At 70.9% G+C, this 16,734-nt stretch carries 14 protein-coding genes; 12 read left to right on the forward strand and 2 right to left on the reverse strand.

Annotated elements, in window-relative coordinates:
• Window positions 1–93 precede the first annotated feature (93 nt).
• The 12 genes from WMF44_RS36465 to WMF44_RS36520 all read left to right on the forward strand — a co-directional run bounded on the left by WMF44_RS36465 (window position 94) and on the right by WMF44_RS36520 (window position 14,274).
• Window positions 94–1,245, forward strand: coding sequence for a hypothetical protein (locus tag WMF44_RS36465; RefSeq protein WP_437294652.1), 1,152 nt, complete (start codon window positions 94–96; stop codon window positions 1,243–1,245).
• Window positions 1,128–3,230, forward strand: a complete 2,103-nt coding sequence (locus WMF44_RS36470; protein ID WP_437294653.1) for a 30S ribosomal protein S1 — start codon at window positions 1,128–1,130, stop codon at window positions 3,228–3,230. Before WMF44_RS36465 ends, WMF44_RS36470 begins: the two co-directional genes overlap by 118 nt.
• Window positions 3,231–3,420: 190 nt before the next feature.
• On the forward strand, window positions 3,421–3,807 hold the full coding sequence (locus WMF44_RS36475; protein WP_437294654.1) for a YfiM family protein: 387 nt from the start codon (window positions 3,421–3,423) through the stop codon (window positions 3,805–3,807).
• 112 nt (window positions 3,808–3,919) lie between these two features.
• On the forward strand, window positions 3,920–4,471 hold the full coding sequence (locus WMF44_RS36480; protein ID WP_437294655.1) for an HIT family protein: 552 nt from the start codon (window positions 3,920–3,922) through the stop codon (window positions 4,469–4,471).
• Entirely contained in the window at window positions 4,468–5,922 is a 1,455-nt protein-coding gene (locus WMF44_RS36485) for an AI-2E family transporter (RefSeq protein ID WP_437294656.1), read from the forward strand. Before WMF44_RS36480 ends, WMF44_RS36485 begins: the two co-directional genes overlap by 4 nt.
• 138 nt (window positions 5,923–6,060) lie before the next feature.
• Window positions 6,061–7,011: a hypothetical protein gene (locus tag WMF44_RS36490; RefSeq protein WP_437294657.1), complete on the forward strand. Its 951-nt coding sequence runs from the start codon at window positions 6,061–6,063 to the stop codon at window positions 7,009–7,011.
• 182 nt (window positions 7,012–7,193) lie between these two features.
• A complete protein-coding gene (locus WMF44_RS36495; protein WP_437294658.1) occupies window positions 7,194–8,135 on the forward strand; it encodes a hypothetical protein in 942 nt (313 codons plus the stop codon).
• A gap of 189 nt (window positions 8,136–8,324) precedes the next feature.
• Complete coding sequence (locus WMF44_RS36500) at window positions 8,325–8,750, forward strand: HIT family protein (protein WP_437294659.1); 426 nt, start codon at window positions 8,325–8,327, stop codon at window positions 8,748–8,750.
• Window positions 8,751–9,408: 658 nt separating this feature from the next.
• Window positions 9,409–10,077, forward strand: coding sequence for a carbonic anhydrase (locus WMF44_RS36505; RefSeq protein ID WP_437294660.1), 669 nt, complete (start codon window positions 9,409–9,411; stop codon window positions 10,075–10,077).
• A 107-nt stretch (window positions 10,078–10,184) separates the two neighbouring features.
• Window positions 10,185–11,744 (forward strand): SulP family inorganic anion transporter, encoded by a 1,560-nt coding sequence (locus tag WMF44_RS36510; RefSeq protein ID WP_437294661.1) that lies wholly within the window; start codon window positions 10,185–10,187, stop codon window positions 11,742–11,744.
• A gap of 113 nt (window positions 11,745–11,857) precedes the next feature.
• A complete protein-coding gene (locus WMF44_RS36515; protein WP_437294662.1) occupies window positions 11,858–13,411 on the forward strand; it encodes an FAD-binding oxidoreductase in 1,554 nt (517 codons plus the stop codon).
• Between the two features lie 293 nt (window positions 13,412–13,704).
• The gene (locus WMF44_RS36520; RefSeq protein WP_437294663.1) at window positions 13,705–14,274 is read left to right on the forward strand and encodes a PDZ domain-containing protein; all 570 of its coding nucleotides are present in this window, start codon (window positions 13,705–13,707) and stop codon (window positions 14,272–14,274) included.
• A 42-nt stretch (window positions 14,275–14,316) separates the two neighbouring features.
• On the opposite strand, the gene WMF44_RS36525 is transcribed toward WMF44_RS36520, so the two are convergent.
• On the reverse strand, window positions 14,317–15,735 hold the full coding sequence (locus WMF44_RS36525) for a pyridoxal phosphate-dependent decarboxylase family protein (RefSeq protein WP_437294664.1): 1,419 nt from the start codon (window positions 15,733–15,735) through the stop codon (window positions 14,317–14,319).
• The gene (locus tag WMF44_RS36530; protein WP_437294665.1) at window positions 15,732–16,676 is read right to left on the reverse strand and encodes an alpha/beta hydrolase; all 945 of its coding nucleotides are present in this window, start codon (window positions 16,674–16,676) and stop codon (window positions 15,732–15,734) included. The genes WMF44_RS36525 and WMF44_RS36530 overlap by 4 nt, the downstream gene beginning before the upstream one ends.
• Window positions 16,677–16,734 lie beyond the last annotated feature (58 nt).

Below are 16,734 nucleotides of genomic sequence, written 5' to 3' on the forward strand. Positions count from 1 at the left end.
CTCCTTCTTGTCGTCTCTCGCTCCCCGCCTCCTCGCCTCCCTGTGAAATTCCTGCTTTTTCTCGTGGTTTCAACCCGTTTGTCGCTCTAGCCGATGCCTGACACCCTGATCGAAGAACCGATCCGACCGACCGTGACCGACGACCTCGCCGCGCCCGCGCCGGCGCCCGAGGGCGACGCCGCCCCCGCGGACGCGCGCCCCGCGCCGCCCGGCGAAGCCGCCCCGCAGCGCCCTGGCCGCCCCCGCGGGGCCGCGTGCCTCGTGGCAGCGATCGCGCTCGCCGCGCTGCTCGCCGGCGCGGCGCTCGGCGTCTACTTCTTGTTCTGGCGCTATGTGCCGACGGCCCGGCAGCACATCCCGGGCGACGCGAACATCGTGGTCCGCCTCGAGACCGCCGACCTCGCGCTCTTCGGCCCCGTGCGCCAGCACTTCCTCCCGCTGCTCGACGACGCGCCCCGGACCGCGTCGCGCAAGGCGCGCATCGAGGCGGCCACCGGCCTCGATTTCCCGTCGGATCTGCGCGAGATCGTCGTCGCGTCGACCGACGCCGCGAGCTGGGTCGCGCTCGCGGGCGGGCGCATCTCGAAGGGCCGCTTCGTCGCCGGCATGGAGAAGGTCGCCCGCGACGAGGGCTGGACCGGCGTCCGCCGCGAGGGCGAGCTCCTCCTCGTCGGGCCGCGCGCCGTGCTCGGCCAGGCCGACGACGGCACGATCGTCCTCGGCACGGACGTCGAGATCGTGAAGGCCGCGCTGCCCGCGTCGCCCGACGCAGACGAGTGGCGGCGCCTCGATCTGCCCGAGCAGGGCGCCGTCACCTTCGCGCTCACCAGCGCCGCGTGGTCCGGCGCCGCCACCGCGGTCTCCGGCGTGCTGCCGCGGGCCGGAGCGCTGTTCCGCCGCATCGACCACGCCTCGGGCGCCCTCACGCTCGGCGCGGAGCCCGCGCTCTCGATGCTCCTTGCGCCGGCGTCGGGCGAGGCCGCCGCCGCGCTCGTCCCGGACACCCAGGCGCTGCTCGGCAGCCTCAAGCTCGCCCTCGCGTTGCTCCCCGACATCGCCGGCGCTCGCGCCGCGCTCGATGGATCCCAGGCGCTCGCGCAGGGAGATCGCGTCGAGATCCGGACGAAATGGCCCCACGAGGGCCTCGATCGCGCCTGCGCAGAGCTCGCACACCGCGCCCGCGCCGCGCGCGACGCGCTCGACGCGCTCGACGCCGGAACGCGCGCGCCGGGCGGCGCGCCCTGAGATCACGCTGCTTTGGGCGGGCGGGCACATCCTTCCCACCAAAACGGACCGGACCTACAAAAACCTCCAGTGGCTCGGTCGTTGCATTGACAGAGGCCCCTCCTCAGACTACAGGCTCGCCTCTCCCGAGGGGCCCGGGTGCATCGGTACGCGTGTGCCTGCCCCTCCGCCGCTCGTGCGTGGCACCTAGGGTCCACGCCTGCGCCCGCGCGGCGAATCCCAGGGAAGGAAAGGAAACAAGAACGAACAACATGACTAGTAACATCCATATGGAGGCAGGCTCGTCCGGGGCGAGCATGGAGAGCTTTGCCGCGCTCTTCGAACAGAGCGTGGAAGGGGGCGATTTCGCGCGTGAAGGAGAGATCATCTCCGGCACCGTGGTCGCAGTGAACCGCGACTCCGTCGTGGTCGACATCGGCGGCAAGAGCGAGGGCGTGATCGCGCTCCGCGAGTTCGCGGACGCCGCGGGCCAGAGCGCCGTCAAGGCGGGCGACAAGGTCGACGTCTACATCGAGAGCCGCGAGAACGACGACGGCCTCGTGACCTTGTCGAAGGAGAAGGCCGACAAGATGAAGGTCTGGGATGAGATCTCGAACGCCTGCGAGGCGGACGAGCTCATCGAGGGCACGATCAGCCAGCGCGTGAAGGGCGGCCTCTCGGTCACCATCCGCGGCGGCGTGAAGGCCTTCCTCCCGGGCTCTCAGGTCGATCTCCGCCCGATCCGCAACTTGGACAAGCTGATCGGCCAGACCTACAAGTTCAAGGTCATCAAGTTCAACAAGAAGCGCGGCAACATCGTGCTCTCGCGGCGCGTGCTCCTGGAGCGCGAGCGCGACGAGATGAAGGCCAAGACGCTCGAGACGTTGACGGAAGGGATGACCGTCAAGGGGACCATCAAGAACATCACCGAGTACGGCGCGTTCGTCGACCTCGGCGGGATCGATGGCCTCCTGCACATCACGGACATGTCGTGGGGCCGCGTGAACCACCCGAGCGAGGTGTTCCAGGTCGGCGACGAGGTCCTCGTGAAGGTCCTCAAGTACAACGCCGACACCGAGCGCGTCTCCCTGGGCCTCAAGCAGACCCAGGAGGACCCCTGGAACCACGCCGAGGAGGCGTACCCGGCGGGCAAGAAGGTCCGCGGCAAGGTCATGTCGATCACCGACTACGGCGCGTTCGTCGAGCTGGAGCCGGGCGTCGAGGGCCTCATCCACGTCAGCGAGATGAGCTGGACCAAGAAGGTCAAGCACCCGTCGAAGCTGCTCGAGGTGGGCCAGGAGCTCGAGTGCCAGGTGCTCGAGGTGGACGCGCGTGCGAAGCGCATCAGCCTCGGCCTCAAGCAGCTGGAGCCCGATCCGTGGATGCTGTTCACGGACAAGTACCACCCCGGCGACAAGATCGCGGGCAAGGTCCGGTCGCTCACCGACTACGGCGTCTTCGTCGGGATCGAGGAGGGCGTCGACGGCATGGTCCACAAGAGCGATCTCTCGTGGTCGGTGCGCGTCAACAACCCGAGCGACCTCTACCACAAGGGCGATGACGTCGAGGCGATCATCCTCTCGATCAACCACGACGAGAAGAAGGTCTCCCTCGGCATCAAGCAGCTCTGGGACGACCCGTGGCCGAGCATGCTGACGGAGTACCCGCCCGGCCGCGTCCTCGACGACGCCCAGGTGGTGAGCATCGTCGACTACGGCGTGTTCGTGCGGCTGCGCGAGGGCGTCGAGGGCCTGATCTCGCAGAGCGACGTGCAGGAGCCCGAGGAGGGCAAGCTGAAGGTCGGCGACAAGGTGAAGGCCGAGATCTCCTCGCTCGACACGGTCGACCGCAGGCTCTTCCTGACGATGAAGAACATCGGCATGGAGCGCCCCGCGCCCGTCCAGCGCCAGCAGCAGAAGCGCAAGGACGACGACGACAAGCCGGTGGCCGGGACGATCGGTGATCTCATCAAGGAGAAGTTCGGCGCCAAGCTGGACCTGAAGTGACGCGGATCGGCGCGCGGCGTCGCTGAGGCGGCCGCGCGCCAGGCGCTCACCCGCCGCACGTCAGGTGCGGCGGGCCGAGGGCGCCCCGGTGCCCCCGGCTCGCCGTGTGGACCCGATGTCGACGAGAGGCGAGGCCCTCCCCCAGGGCCTCGCCTCTTGCTTTTTCCGCGAGGCCGCGGACGATGCCGCGATGAGAGGCCTCCTCGCGCGCTCCGCCCTCGGGGCGCCCATCCTCGCCGCCCTGGTGCTCAGCGCGCTCCCTGCCCGCGCCGACGGCCCCCGCGCCGCGGCCGCCGACCCGTGGTTCGGCGATGACAAGGCGCGCCATTTCTGCGCGTCAATGGCCCTTGCCGGCGGCGGGTACGCGCTCGGCTCGCTCGCGACGAACGACGTTCGGCAGCGGATCGCGCTGGGGGCCGCGCTCGCGCTCGGCGCCGGGCTGGCGAAGGAGGTCTACGATGCCGCCGGGCACGGCACCCCCTCGGTCCGCGACGTCGTCTGGGATGCGCTCGGCACCTCCGCCGGGCTTGGCCTCTCGCTCTGGTTCGACCTCGCGGCCACGCCGATCCAGTTCTGAGCCCGCATCGGCGGCACTGCGACGGAGCGGCGCCTGTGCGGTGAGAGCGCGGCGCGGCGACGAGCGAGCGGTGGTCCCGCGCGCGTTGCCGCCGTGCTAGCGTCTCCGCGACATGGGCAACCCCCTGTGGGCGCCCTGGCGCATCGAGTACATCCTTGCGCCGAAGGGCCAGGCCGACTGCATCTTCTGCGGCATCCCCCGCGCATCCGAGCAAGAACAGCGCGACCGGCTGGTCGTTGCGACGACCCGCCGCGCGTTCGTCATGCTCAACCGCTACCCGTTCGCGTCGGGCCACCTCCTCATCGTCCCGCACGCGCACGTCGCCTCGCTCGACGCGCTCGATCCGGCCGATCACGAGGCCCTCTTCCGCCTCGTGCGCGAGTCGACGACCCGCCTGCGCGCCGCGCTCAAGTGCGAGGGCATGAACGTCGGGATCAACCTTGGCACTGCGGCGGGCGCCGGCATCGCCGAGCACCTGCACGTCCACGTCGTCCCGCGCTGGCCAGGCGACACCAACTTCATGCCGGTGATCGCCGACGCCCGCGTCGTCCCGCAGGCGCTCGAGGCGACGCGGGACCACCTGCTCGGCTTCTTCGCCGACCTCCCCGCGTCGCTCGTCGACGAGGGCACCCACGGCCGGGCCGCGCGCGGCGAGGCGCTGTGAGCGAAGGCCCCACGCAGCGCACCGTGTTCCTGACGGTCAGCGCCGTCCTCACGGCGGCGCTGCTCATCGTGTCCCACGCGGTGCTGCTCCCGTTCGTGCTCGCGCTCGTGGTCGCCTACGTGCTCACGCCGGCGGTCCTCCGGCTCGAGCGCGCGCGCGTCCCGCGGTGGGCGGCGATCCTCGTCGTCTACGCGCTCGTGCTCTCCGGGATCGCGGGCTTCTTCGCCCTCAGCGTCCCGCGCCTCATCGCCGAGGGGAAGGCGCTCACCGCCGAGGCCCCGCGCCTCGCCGCGCGCCTGCGCGAGGAGTACCTGCCCGCGCTCGACGCGCGGCTCAACCGCTGGTCGGGCCGCGAGCCCGAGGCGCCGCCGGCGATCGCGCCCGACCAGGAGCCCGAGCAGGCCGCGCGGCCGCCTGGATCCATCGAGGCCCCTGGAGGAGACGACGGCGTCGATCGCCCGCCGATCCGCATCTTGCCCGGGCCGGACGGCTCGTTCGACGTGCAGATCGCCGACGACGTCGAGGTCCGCGAGACGCGCGACGGCGTCTGGCAGATCGCGCAGGCGCGCCCGAGGCGCCGCGGGCTCTCCAGCGCGAACATGCTCCAGGAGGGCTACGAGAAGGGGGCCGCCTACCTGAAGGAGAACTCGCTCGCGGTCCTCCGGATCGGGCAGGCCATCGCGACGGCCATCTCGCGCGGCATCTTCAACCTCTTCATGACGTTGATGCTCGCCGGCTACATCATCCTGACGCACGAGAAGATCCTGCGCTTCTTCCGCGAGCTCTGGCACCCGACCTCGCGCGACTCGTTCGATCGGTTCCTGCGCCGGCTCGACCGGGGGCTCTCCGGCGTCGTCCGCGGGCAGCTCCTGATCTGCCTCGTCAACGGCGTCCTCTCCGCGATCGGCTTCTGGCTCTTCGACCTCAAGTACTGGCCGATCCTCTCCGTCCTCGCGGCGGTGATGTCGCTCATCCCGATCTTCGGCTCGATCCTGAGCTCGATCCCCGCGGTCCTCATCGGCCTCACGCAGTCGTTCGGCACGGCGGTCGGCGTGCTCGCGTGGATCGTGGGCATCCACCAGCTCGAGGCGAACTTCCTGAACCCGAAGATCATCGGCGACGCGGCGAAGATCCACCCGGTCCTCGTGGTGCTCGCGCTGCTCGTCGGCGAGCACTTCTTCCAGATCACCGGCGCGCTCTTCGCGGTGCCCTGCCTCTCGCTCGCGCAGACGATCTTCCTCCACTTCCGCGAGTCGACGCTGGGCCTCGCCGATCCGACGGCCACGATCCCGCCGCAGCGCGGCGTCCCGATCATCGCCCCCGCGATCGAGCCGCTCCCGCCGCTGCGCGGCTTCGAGCCCGCCCGCCCGGCCTCCACGCCCGTCCCCGCCCCCGAGCCCGAAGGCGAGCCCAGCGCCCGCAGCAGCGACCCCGACACGGCCGCGAGCTAGCCCTTCATCACCCTCCTCCGCCGCCCGTGCCCCCTCCCCGGGGCCGATCGGCCCGTCCGTCCGCCTCCGCTGGCCGCTCCCCCGCAAGCCGGCTATGAGACCCCGCGCCCCGCGCAGGAAATCAGCTCCACGACCTCGATGAAGACCCCCGGCAAACCCACCCCGAAGAAGCAGAGCCCCAAGCAGCAGCGCGAGCAGGCCATCGCCGCCCTCCGCAGCGGCGGAAAGCCCCCCGCCGACCCGCTCTCCCAGCTGAACCCGCGCTCGCTCGCCATCCGCGTCGGCATCCCGGCGCTCATCGTCTGGGCCATCGCCCTGGCCATCCCGGGGATCTGGCCGAAGGCGGTCGCCGGCGTCCTGACGGTCATCGTCGGCGGCGTCATCGTGTGGGCGCTGCGCTTCGCGACCCGGACGCGCGCCGTCGCGAAGATCGTGCAGACCGCCGACTCGGCCGAGGCCCGCAAGGACGCGATCGCCAAGCTCGACACGGATTTCAAGAAGGACGACACGGCCGCGACGTTCGCGAAGGCGCAGCTCCAGATGCAGGAGGACCCGCGGGCCGCGCTCCGGACGCTGGAGACCATCAACCTCGACAAGGTGATGGCCCCGATGGCCGACGAGGCGCGCGCCCAGCGCGGCATGATCCACCTCATCCTGAGCGAGACGGACGAGGCGCGGGCGCTCGTCGACAAGATCGACATGACCCGCCACAAGGAGCCGAGGATCCGCGCCATGATGGCCGCCATCGTCGGCGAGGCGTGGGCCCGGACCGGCCAGGCCGGCAAGGCGGTCGAGCTGCTCGAGACCTTCGATCCGAACGACGAGGCGTTCGCCGAGCTCAAGCCGCAGCTGCTCCGCTCGCGCGCGTTCGCCTATGCGTGGGCGAACAACACGAAGCAGATGAAGACCACGCTGCGGAGCCTGAGCGCGCTCAACCCGCAGTACCTGAGCGGCTTCGTCACGAAGAAGAAGAGCCCCATGGGCGTCCCGCCGCGCGGCGTCCACCCGATGCTCGAGAAGGAGGCGTTCGAGATGCTGATGCGCTCGGGCGCCATCCCTCGCAAGATGCAGCAGGTGCGGCGCGGCTGACGCGCGGCGCGCGGTGCGCCGCGCGTGGTGCGTGGTGCGTGGTGCGTGGTGCGTGGTGCGTGGTCGATCGACGAGCGGCCGAGGCCGACCAGCGCCGCGCCTCGCCGTCGGCGCGCCGAGCCCGCCCGCCGAGAGCGGCCCCTTGACGCGGGGCGCGGCGAGCGGCTCAGATGCGCGCCCTCATGAGAGGAACCGCGCTGCTCTACAGCTCCCATAACCGCTGCAACTTCATCCACGATCACTACATCGCGCAGCGGGCGCTGTCGGGGCGGGACAACAAGCGCATCCTGTTCCTGCCGATGTCCGAGGCGCCCCGCGACGGCAACGAGCGCGAGCGGCAGGAGTTCGCGTACGGCAACTTCAGCTGGTTCTTCCGGTTTTACGAGCGGTTCGGCCTCGAGCACGTGCCGTTCTACTGGAGCAGCGACCTGCGCAGGGAGGACGTCGATGTCCTCTGGCGCTACCTCGCGTCGTCCGAGGTGGTGATCCTCGGCGGCGGCTACAGCACGACAGGGCTCTGGCGCTACAAGCAGCTCGGCGCGATGTTCGACGGAGAGCCCGGCAAGTTCGGGCGCCTCCTGCACGAGCGCCGGCAGCGGGGCCTGCTCACCGTCGGGTTCTCCGCCGGGGCCGACCAGCTCTGCCAGCACCTCTTCCGCCGGGTGTGGGACAGCCCCGGCGACAACGACGCGTTCGGCCTCGCGCGCGACACGCTGGTCACGCTCCACCACGAGCCGAGCCGCAACGGCGATCTCTGGCACGCGGCGCGGCGCATGCCCCGCTGCTTCGTCTTCGGGCTCCCGAACGACTCCGGGGTCCAGGTGGACTGGGGAGTGCTCCCGTCCGGCAACATCTGGCAGGTCTACGAGCTCATCATCGACACCTCGTGGGACGATCCCTCCGACGCGCTCCACGTCAAGACGCGGCAGGGCGCCCTCATCGACCACTTCGACCACACGGGCCGCCACTGGGCCTTCCACGGCGGCGACCACGTCGTGCGCGTCACGTCGCAGGACGGCCGCTTCGACCGAGCGTGGATGACGGCCGGCGGCCTTCTCCTCGACTACTGGACGCGCGAGCCTGCCGCCCACGGCTCGATCGACGACATCCTCGCTAGCCACTGATCACCGCTGATCACTGATCGCGCGCCCCCTGCGCACCCGTGCCCGTCCTGTGTGACCGCGGTCGCGCGCTCCCGGCGTGACCGCGGACGCGCTCCGTTCCCCGCGCTTCCCCGCGCTTCCCCGCGCTTCCCCGCGCCCCGGCATTGACGACAGGCAGGTGGCGCGTCATCGAAGAGCGCGAGGCCCGCCATGCCGCCCCGCCCCTGCGTGTTCTGCAGCATCGCCCGGGGCGAAACGCCGGCCCACGTCGTGCTCGACGAGCCGGAGGTCATGGCGTTCCTGGATCACCATCCGCTCTTCCCCGGCCACTGCCTGCTCGTCCCGCGCGCCCATCACGAGGTGCTCACCGACGTTCCGGCGTCGCTCGTCGGTCCGCTCTTCGCGGCCGCGCAGCGCCTCGCGCGCGCTGTTGAGTCCGCATGCTCTGCTGAGGGCTTCTTCGTCGCCATCAACAACCGCGTCAGTCAGAGCGTCCCCCACGTGCACATCCACGTGGTCCCGCGCCGTCGGAGGGACGGTCTCAAGGGCTTCTTCTGGCCTCGTTATAAATATGCGGGTGAGCACGAGATGCGCGGCTTCCGCGACGCCATCGTGACGGCATTGACGGCAGGTTGAATTCTGTCGCTGGTACGGGTATCTGGACGTGGGGCCGTGCTGGCTCAGGCGCGAGACGTCCGTCCCAGATCGGGACATTCTGCCACACACGGTCTGCACCTCGTTGTGTCTTGCGACGAACCGAGACCGCTGCCAGGTTAGGGAATAGACAGGGCGCCTCCCTGGTTCCCGGGGCCGACAGCCTCTCACTCCTCGAACGATGCTGGCTCTCCGGTCATTTTTCCCTCGGATCGCGCTGCTCTTCATGCTGATCCTCGCCCCGGCTGCGCTGGGACGGGCGAATATCAGCATCATCGAAGGCGGCAACTCCGATGTTTCGGGATCGTTTCGTACCGGGGCCAGCGAGAACGAGGCGGGGGGCCTCGAGGCCTTGCAGCCGCCGCTCCGCGACGGGGCCCATCGTTCGGTCGCCTCGCGACCGGCGCCGCGCGCCGGCGCGGCGCGGCCGCGCGCCGTCCTCGTCGCCGATCTCCGGCCCGTCCGCGTCCCCTCCCCCGTCCCCCACCCTCCCCTCCGTCGTCCTCCACCACGCTTCCTGAACTGACAGGCTAGCTCCGTGGCTGAGGCCGCTCGCGGTCCGGCTCGGAGTCGCTGGAATCGGAGGTGTTCACGACGATCACCGCGCCGGAACGGCGCGGTCAACGAGAGGGTTTATTCCATGCAGAAGCTCGCGGACGGGTTGCACAAGTTCCATGCCGAGGTGTGCGGTACACATCAAGACCTCTTTCGCAGCCTGGCGAGGGGTCAGCGGCCCGAGGCGCTGTTCATCACGTGCTCGGACAGCCGCATCAACCCGAACCTCATCACGCAGACCCAGCCGGGCGATATCTTCATCGTGCGCAACGTCGGCAACATCGTGCCGCCGTACGGCGCCAGCAACGGCAGCGAGTCCGCCGCGATCGAGTTCGCGGTCGCGCACCTCGGGATCAAGCACATCATCGTCTGCGGCCACACGCACTGCGGCGCGATGCGCGGGCTGCTCAATCCCGGGGGCCTCGACGAGCTGCCGGCGGTCAAAGGGTGGCTCCAGCACGCGGAGCTGACGCGCCGCCTGGTGCAGGAGAACTACCCGCACATCGAGGGGGAGGATCGGCTGACGATCACGGTGGAGGAGAACGTGCTCGCCCAGATCGAGAACCTCCGGACGCACCCGACGATCCGCGCGCGGCTCGCGCGCGGCGAGCTCTCTCTCTACGCCTGGGTCTTCAAGATCGAGACCGGACAGGTCTTTCAATTCGAGGCTTCGACCGGCCAGTTCGGGCTGATCTGTGAGGCGGCGCCCCCGTCGGCGCTGCCGGAGTCGACGGTCTACCGGCGGGCCGTCTGAGCGCCGGTTCGTCGCCGATCCACGTCTTAACTCGAATCGAGAGGGCCCGTTCGATGCAGCTTCCGAATACCATCCATGCAGGCGCCGGGGTGAGTCCCGCCGGCGCCGTGACGCTTAGTTCCGAGAGCCCGGGTGCGAGCCCGGAGTCGCCGCCCGCGGAGAGCGCGCCGCCGCTCGACCCGCGCCTCACCGCGAACCTCAAGTACGACATCCCCGCCGGCCTCGTCGTCTTCCTCGTCGCCCTGCCGCTCTGCCTGGGCATCGCGCTCGCGTCGGGGGCCCCGCTCCTCTCCGGCATCGTGGCCGGCATCGTGGGCGGGCTCGTCATCCCGTTCGTGAGCCGCGCTCAGCTCAGCGTGAGCGGCCCGGCGGCGGGGCTCGCCGCCATCGTGCTCGCGGGCATCACCAGCCTGCAGAGCTTCCAGGCCTTCGCGATGGCCGTGGTGATCGGCGGCGTCCTTCAGCTCGGGCTCGGCGTGCTGAGGGCCGGCGCGATCAGCCATTTCTTCCCCTCCTCGGTCATCAAGGGGATGCTCGCGGCCATCGGCGTCCTGCTCATCCTGAAGCAGCTCCCCCACGCCGTCGGCTTCGACAAGGACAACTTCGCCTCCGAGTCGTTCCAGGCCGAGGGCGGCAACACCTTCACGATGCTCGGCCAGGCGACGCAGGCCATCGAGTGGGGCGCGTTCCTCCTCAGCGCCGTCTGCCTCGCCATCCTGGTCGGGTGGGAGAAGTCGCGCTTCGCGAAGATCTCCTGGCTCCCCGCGCCCCTCATCGCCGTGGTCGTCGCGACGCTCGGCAACGAGCTGTTCAAGGTGGCGATCCCGTCGCTCGCCCTCGAGCAGAAGCACCTCGTGACGCTGCCCACGGGCGACCTGATCAGCGCGCTCCAGTTCCCGGACTGGTCGGCGATCCTGCGGCCCGAGGTGTGGGTGCTGGGCGTGACGCTCGCGATCGTGGCCAGCCTCGAGACGCTGCTCAACCTGGAGGCCGTGGATCGGATCGATCCGTGGCACCGCAAGTCGCCGCCGAACCGGGAGCTCGTCGCGCAGGGCCTCGCCAACATGCTCTCCGGGTTCGCCGGCGGTCTCCCGGTGACGTCGGTCATCGTCCGCAGCAGCGCCAACACGAACGCCGGCGCGCGGACGCGGGTCTCCGCCTTCGCGCACGGCGCGCTCCTGCTGCTCGCGGTGGTCTTCGCGGCGGGGCTGCTCTCGCGCATCCCGCTCGCGTGCCTCGCGACGATCCTGCTCGTGACCGGCTACAAGCTGGCCAAGCCCAAGATCTTCGCCGAGATGCGCCAGCTCGGCTGGAACCACTTCATCCCGTTCGTGGTGACGATCGTGGCCATCGTGCTGACCGATCTCCTGAAGGGCATCGCCATCGGCCTCGCGGTCGGCGTCCTCTTCGTGCTGAGGACCCAGATGTCCCGCGTCTTCGACGTGATCCACGAGGGCGCTCGCGTGACCATCCGGTTCAACAAGGCGGCCTACTTCTTCACCCAGGGCAACCTCGTCACGCTGCTCGAGCGCCTGCCGAGCGACACCCACGTGGTCGTGGACGCCCAGGGGGTTTCCTACATCGACCATGACGTCGCGGAGCTGATCCGGCGCTTCCAGCAATCGGCGCATCGGCGAAATATCCACGTCGAGCTCCGCGGCTTTTAGAGACACCCAGACACCTGCACGTCCCCGCCCCGCGCGACGAGCCCCCTCCCCGGGGGCGCGCGAAAACAGCGGCTAATTTGGACCGCCGAGCCGCCTCGAGCGAAGCTGGTCGGATGCGCGCTGCTCTCGATCGGGCCAGGACGACGGGCGAGATTCTTACGCCACGGCTCGACGAGATCCGGCGGAGACCGCTCTTCGGGCTCCAGGGCTACAGCGGGCTCCACCGATCGTGCGGAGACGTGTACTTCCCGGCGTCGATCGAGGAGCTGAGGGTGCTGTTCCGCATGGCGAGGCGGACAGGGCGCAGGATCACGTTCCGCGCCGGAGGGCAGTCGTTCGACGGTCAGGCGCTGAACGACGACATCGTGATCTCAATGCACCACTTCCGATCCATCGAGATCGACACGCAAGGAGCGCGGATTACCGTGGGCGCCGGCGCGACCTGGGGAGCCATCGCCCGCGCGCTCGCCGCCCGCGGCTTCGTGCCCTACACGGTCGTCTCGACGAGCCACGCCACCGCGGGAGGCACGGTCTCGGGGGACTGCCTCTCGCGCTTCTCGGGCATCGCCAGCAAAGAGGGACACTACGTCGAGCGGCTCTCCCTCCTCTCCCTCGACGGACAGCTGCTCTCCCTCAGCCGCGATGAGGCGACGAGCGCGCTGTTCCACGCGGTGATCGGCGGGCTCGGCTACCTCGGCGCGGTGATCGATGTCACCTACCGCGTCGCGCGCGTCGCCCCGGCAGGGACGCCGATCCGGGTCGTCACCGAGGCGACGCGCTGCGCCTCGCTCGAGGAGCTCGCGACGGCGCTCCTCCCGCGCGCGGAGCAGCTCCTGCAGTCCGAGGGCGGCACCGCGGACGAGGACGGGTGGATCCCGGAGGCGCTCTTCTCCATCGCCTTCCACACCCTGGAGGGGAGCAGGAGCATGGTCCTCCGGTCGCGGTACGTCCCGGGGACCTCGCACGAGCTCCGCCCGCTGCTGATCCATCGCCCCCGGCACGCGCTCCGCGTCCCGATCGAGTGGCTGATGCGCGCCTCCGTGGTGAGCCGGGGCCTCTGGACGCTCATCGACCGCTTCCTCTTCGATGTCTCACGCCCCTACGTCGATGAGCTCATGGGCTACCTGTTCTTCATGGACGGCAACGTCCGCGCGAAGCGCATCGCGCAGACCCTCGGGATGCCCATGCTCACGGTGCAGCAAGCGTTCATGATCCCCTACGACCCGGGCGACCAGGAGGACAGCCTGCGCCGGCTCGTCGATTTCCTGGGCAAGGTGGATGAGATCGCGAGCCGAGACGGCATACCGCCGCTCCTGCTCGACGTGCTCCACATCCAGGGCGATCAGTTCCTCCTCTCGGCGAACCACGGGACCGACGGGTTCGCGGTGACGCTCGCGTTCGAGGCCTCGGAGGAAGAGAGCGCCCACCGGATCGGCCTCCGCCTCAGCGAGCTCAGCGCGCGCGCGCTCGAGCTCGGCGGCCGCGTCTACCTGGTGAAGAACGTCCACGCGACAGCGGAGGACCTCCAGGCGATGTACGCGCACGCGCTCCCGGAGTTCGTCCGCCTGAAGCGGCTCGTCGATCCCGACGGGCTCCTGCGCAACGAGTTCCTCGAGCGGGTGTTCCCCGCGCACTTCGGCGCGGCGCCACGGCCCGCCAGCCCGTGAGCACGGCGCGCCGAGGGACGGACACCCTCCCTGCTTTCCGGTGAGTTCAAGGCGCGAGGACGCCGCTCGGGCTGACGAGAGACGGAACAGCGAGGGCGCAGAGAGAGAGAGAGAAGAACGCTCTTCGCGCCCGCCTCGCCCCGGTCTTCGCCGCGCGCCGAACAACGGCCCGGACAGCAGCGGGGAATCGGTGGTTGGGATCTTGCAGCTCTCGACATGAGCGACGTGAGCTGACGTGAGCGATGTGAGCACGCGTGCGGACGCGTGGCGAACACGCGGAGGACGCCGGGGCCATGCATGGCAGTCGACAGCGGGATCAGCCCCTCCGTGCGCGAGGCGCGTACGGGTGGGCTCGACGCCTCTCCGGGGTGCTCACGCCGCTCGTCCCGCTGGCGGTCAGCGCGTGCCGCGGCGACTGCCCGCGCGTCGAGGCCTCGCAGCAGCGCGTCGAGGACACGCAGCAACCCGCCGGCGCGCCGGCGAGCCCGGCGGCGGCCGCAAGGCCAGAGAAACGCGACAACCGGTCGAGCCGCGCGACGACAGCCACCTCCGTCCCGGCGCCCTGGCTGCTCACCATCCAGCCGACGACGGGGGAGGGCGCGAGGATCGCGAGCATGGATATCCGCAGCTTCACGTCCCCGCTCCTGGAGCCGGGCGACGTCATCCTCGCTGTCGACGGGCAGCCGGTCCACTCGCTGGCAGGCCTCGAGGGCTACCTGCGCGCCCGCGTGCCCGGCGACATGGTGGTGCTCACCGTGCTCCGCAACGAGACCACGATCAACTATGCGATGCTCCAGGTGCCGACCGGCGACGCTCCGGCGCCCCCGTCAGCCGCGGCGACCAGGTCCAGAGGCGGCGGCTGACCGCCTCGCGTCCGCCCGCGGCCCCGGCCCGGCGCGCGTTCGTCAGGGCGGCGGCGCGCGCTCGGCGACGAGCGCCTCGATGCGCGCCGCGAGCGCCTCGATGTCCCCGTCCGTCGTCTGCGGGTTCATGATGACGAGGCGCAGCCACGACTCGCCGCGCAGCGTGGTTCGCGTGATGTAGAAGCTCCCCTCCTCCACGATCTGCCGCCGGACGCGATCCTGCGTCGCCGAGTCGCGGCCGATCCGGAAGCAGAGGATGTTGGCCTGCGGGGCGCCGAAGCACTCGAACGCCGGCCGGCGCGCGAGCAGGCCGTGGAAGCGCCGGGCGGCGTCGAAGAGGCGCTCGACGTGCGCGGACAGGCCGGCCTCGCCGACGAGGGCGAGGTTGAAGAACAGCTTGAGCGACAGCTGCGCCTTCGTGCACTCGAACGTGAGCTTGGAGAGATCGACGCCCTGCCGCTCGTCGTCGCCGTGCAGGTACGGCGCGTACTGCTCGTAGGTGCCGGCGAGCGCGGCGGGATCTTTGACGAGGACCGCGCAGGCCAGCGTGGATGTGCCGAGCATCTTGTGCATGTCGCAGACCAGCGAGTCGGCGAGCTCGACGCCGTCGAGGAGGTCCCGGTAGCGCTCGGTGAAGCGCGCCGCCGCGCCGTGGGCGCCGTCGACGTGGAGCCAGAGCCCCTCCCGCCGGCAGAAGGCGCCGATCTCCCGCAGCGGGTCGAAGGCCCCGTTCGGCGTCGCGCCCGCGTTGGCCACCACGGCGAGCACCCGCTTGCCCGCCCGCTTCACGTCCTCGTACGCCCGCGAGAGCGCCCGCGGGACGATCCGGAGCGCGTCGTCCACGGCGACCTTCACGACGGCATCGACGCCGAGGCCCAGGATGGCGGCGGCGCGCGCGACCGAATAATGCGCCGCCTCCGAGGCGAGCAGGACGAGGCCGGGCGGGACGCCCGCCTTGAAGCTCCCCGGGGCGACGCGCTCCCTGCACGCGAGCAGCGCGCTCAGGTTGCCCAGGCTCCCGCCGTGGGTGATGACGCCGTCGCCCTCGGCGCCCCAGCCGATCTTGCCCCGCATCCAGCGGAGGAGCCCGCGCTCGATCGCGGTGCCGGCAGGCCCCATTTCATAGACGGCCATGCCGTTGTTCAGGACGCCGTGCACGAGGTCGGCGAGCGACGACGACAGCATGGGCACGGCCACCTGGTGGCCGAAGTAGCGGGGGTGGTGCAGCCGGTTGCTGTTGTCGAGGACGGTGGCGACGAGGGCGGCGAGATCCGCGCCGCCGTGCGCGACCGTGCGATCGAAGTCGAGCGCGGCGAGGATCTCCTCGATCGATCGCTGCACGAGCACCGGCCCTTCCCGGCGCTGCGCCCTGCGCACGTGATCCGCGAGCAGCGCGCCCAGGCGGGCCGCCTCGCGCTCGAGGAAATCGGGGGAGAGCGCGGTCGTCAGCGGGTCCTTCATCGCGCCCGCGCTCCTCGCCCTCTGCCGGGCGCCTTGTCGCCGCGTCGCCTGCCGCTCAGGAACGCGAACGCCTCGTCGACCTGCTCGTCGGTCATCGCGTGCCCGGCGCGCGGCTTGCCGAGCGATCTCGATGGCCATTTCAGCCTGCGGAGCATCTTCGCGAGCGCCACCTGGTCCTTGTGCGCCGGGTCCTTCCCGCCCCAGCCGACGAACACCGGCGCGCGCAGCTTCGTCTGCGCGGCCGCCCGCTGCAGGTAGCGCGCAGCCGATCCGCCTGCGAACGCCGCGTAGCCGTCGACCGGCAGCCGCCCGCGCATCGCCAGCGACGTCGCGTAGTACGCCCCGTTCGAGAAGCCGAACACGAGCACCCGCTCGAAGCGCGCGCCCGCGCGCCGCTCGAGCTCCGCGCGCGCCGCGTCCCACTCGGCGAGCAGGGCGTCCTCGTGGGCCGCCTGCGCGGCGGAGGCGGTGGGCCAGCACCACCAGTCTTCCATCGAATTTGGCATCGTTCTTGGACCGATCCCGCGCCGGCCGCGCGGCATCATCACGGCGGCCCCGTGCCGGGCGCCGGCCCGCGCCGCGCCCCGCTGCTGCGCCCACTGCCACCCGGAATCGGGCTGGACGACGCCGTGCAGGAAGATCACGAGCACCCGCGGGCCAGGCGCCGGCCTGGCCGGCAGGAAGGCGCACACCTCACCGGGCAGCGACGCGAGCTCGGGCGCACACCAGCGGGCCGCCGCCGGATCCTGCGGGGACGCGGCCGCGCTCGCCGCGGGTGCGGCCGCAGGGGGCGCGCTCGCCGTGGGTGCTGCTGTGGAAGGAGCGCTCGCCACGGGCGCGGCCGCGGGAGGCGGCGAGCTGGTCCCGTCGCCGTTGGCCGAGGCGGATGCGCCCGCGGCCAGGAGCGCGGCCAGGGACAGCACCGTCACGAGCGAGCGCATGGGCGCGCAGTACCATGTCCGCGCTTCCGCCGGGAATACCCCTCGCCGCCTCTCTTCT

Source organism: Sorangium sp. So ce426 (assembly GCF_051475585.1).
GTDB lineage: Bacteria > Myxococcota_A > Polyangia > Polyangiales > Polyangiaceae > Sorangium > Sorangium cellulosum_B.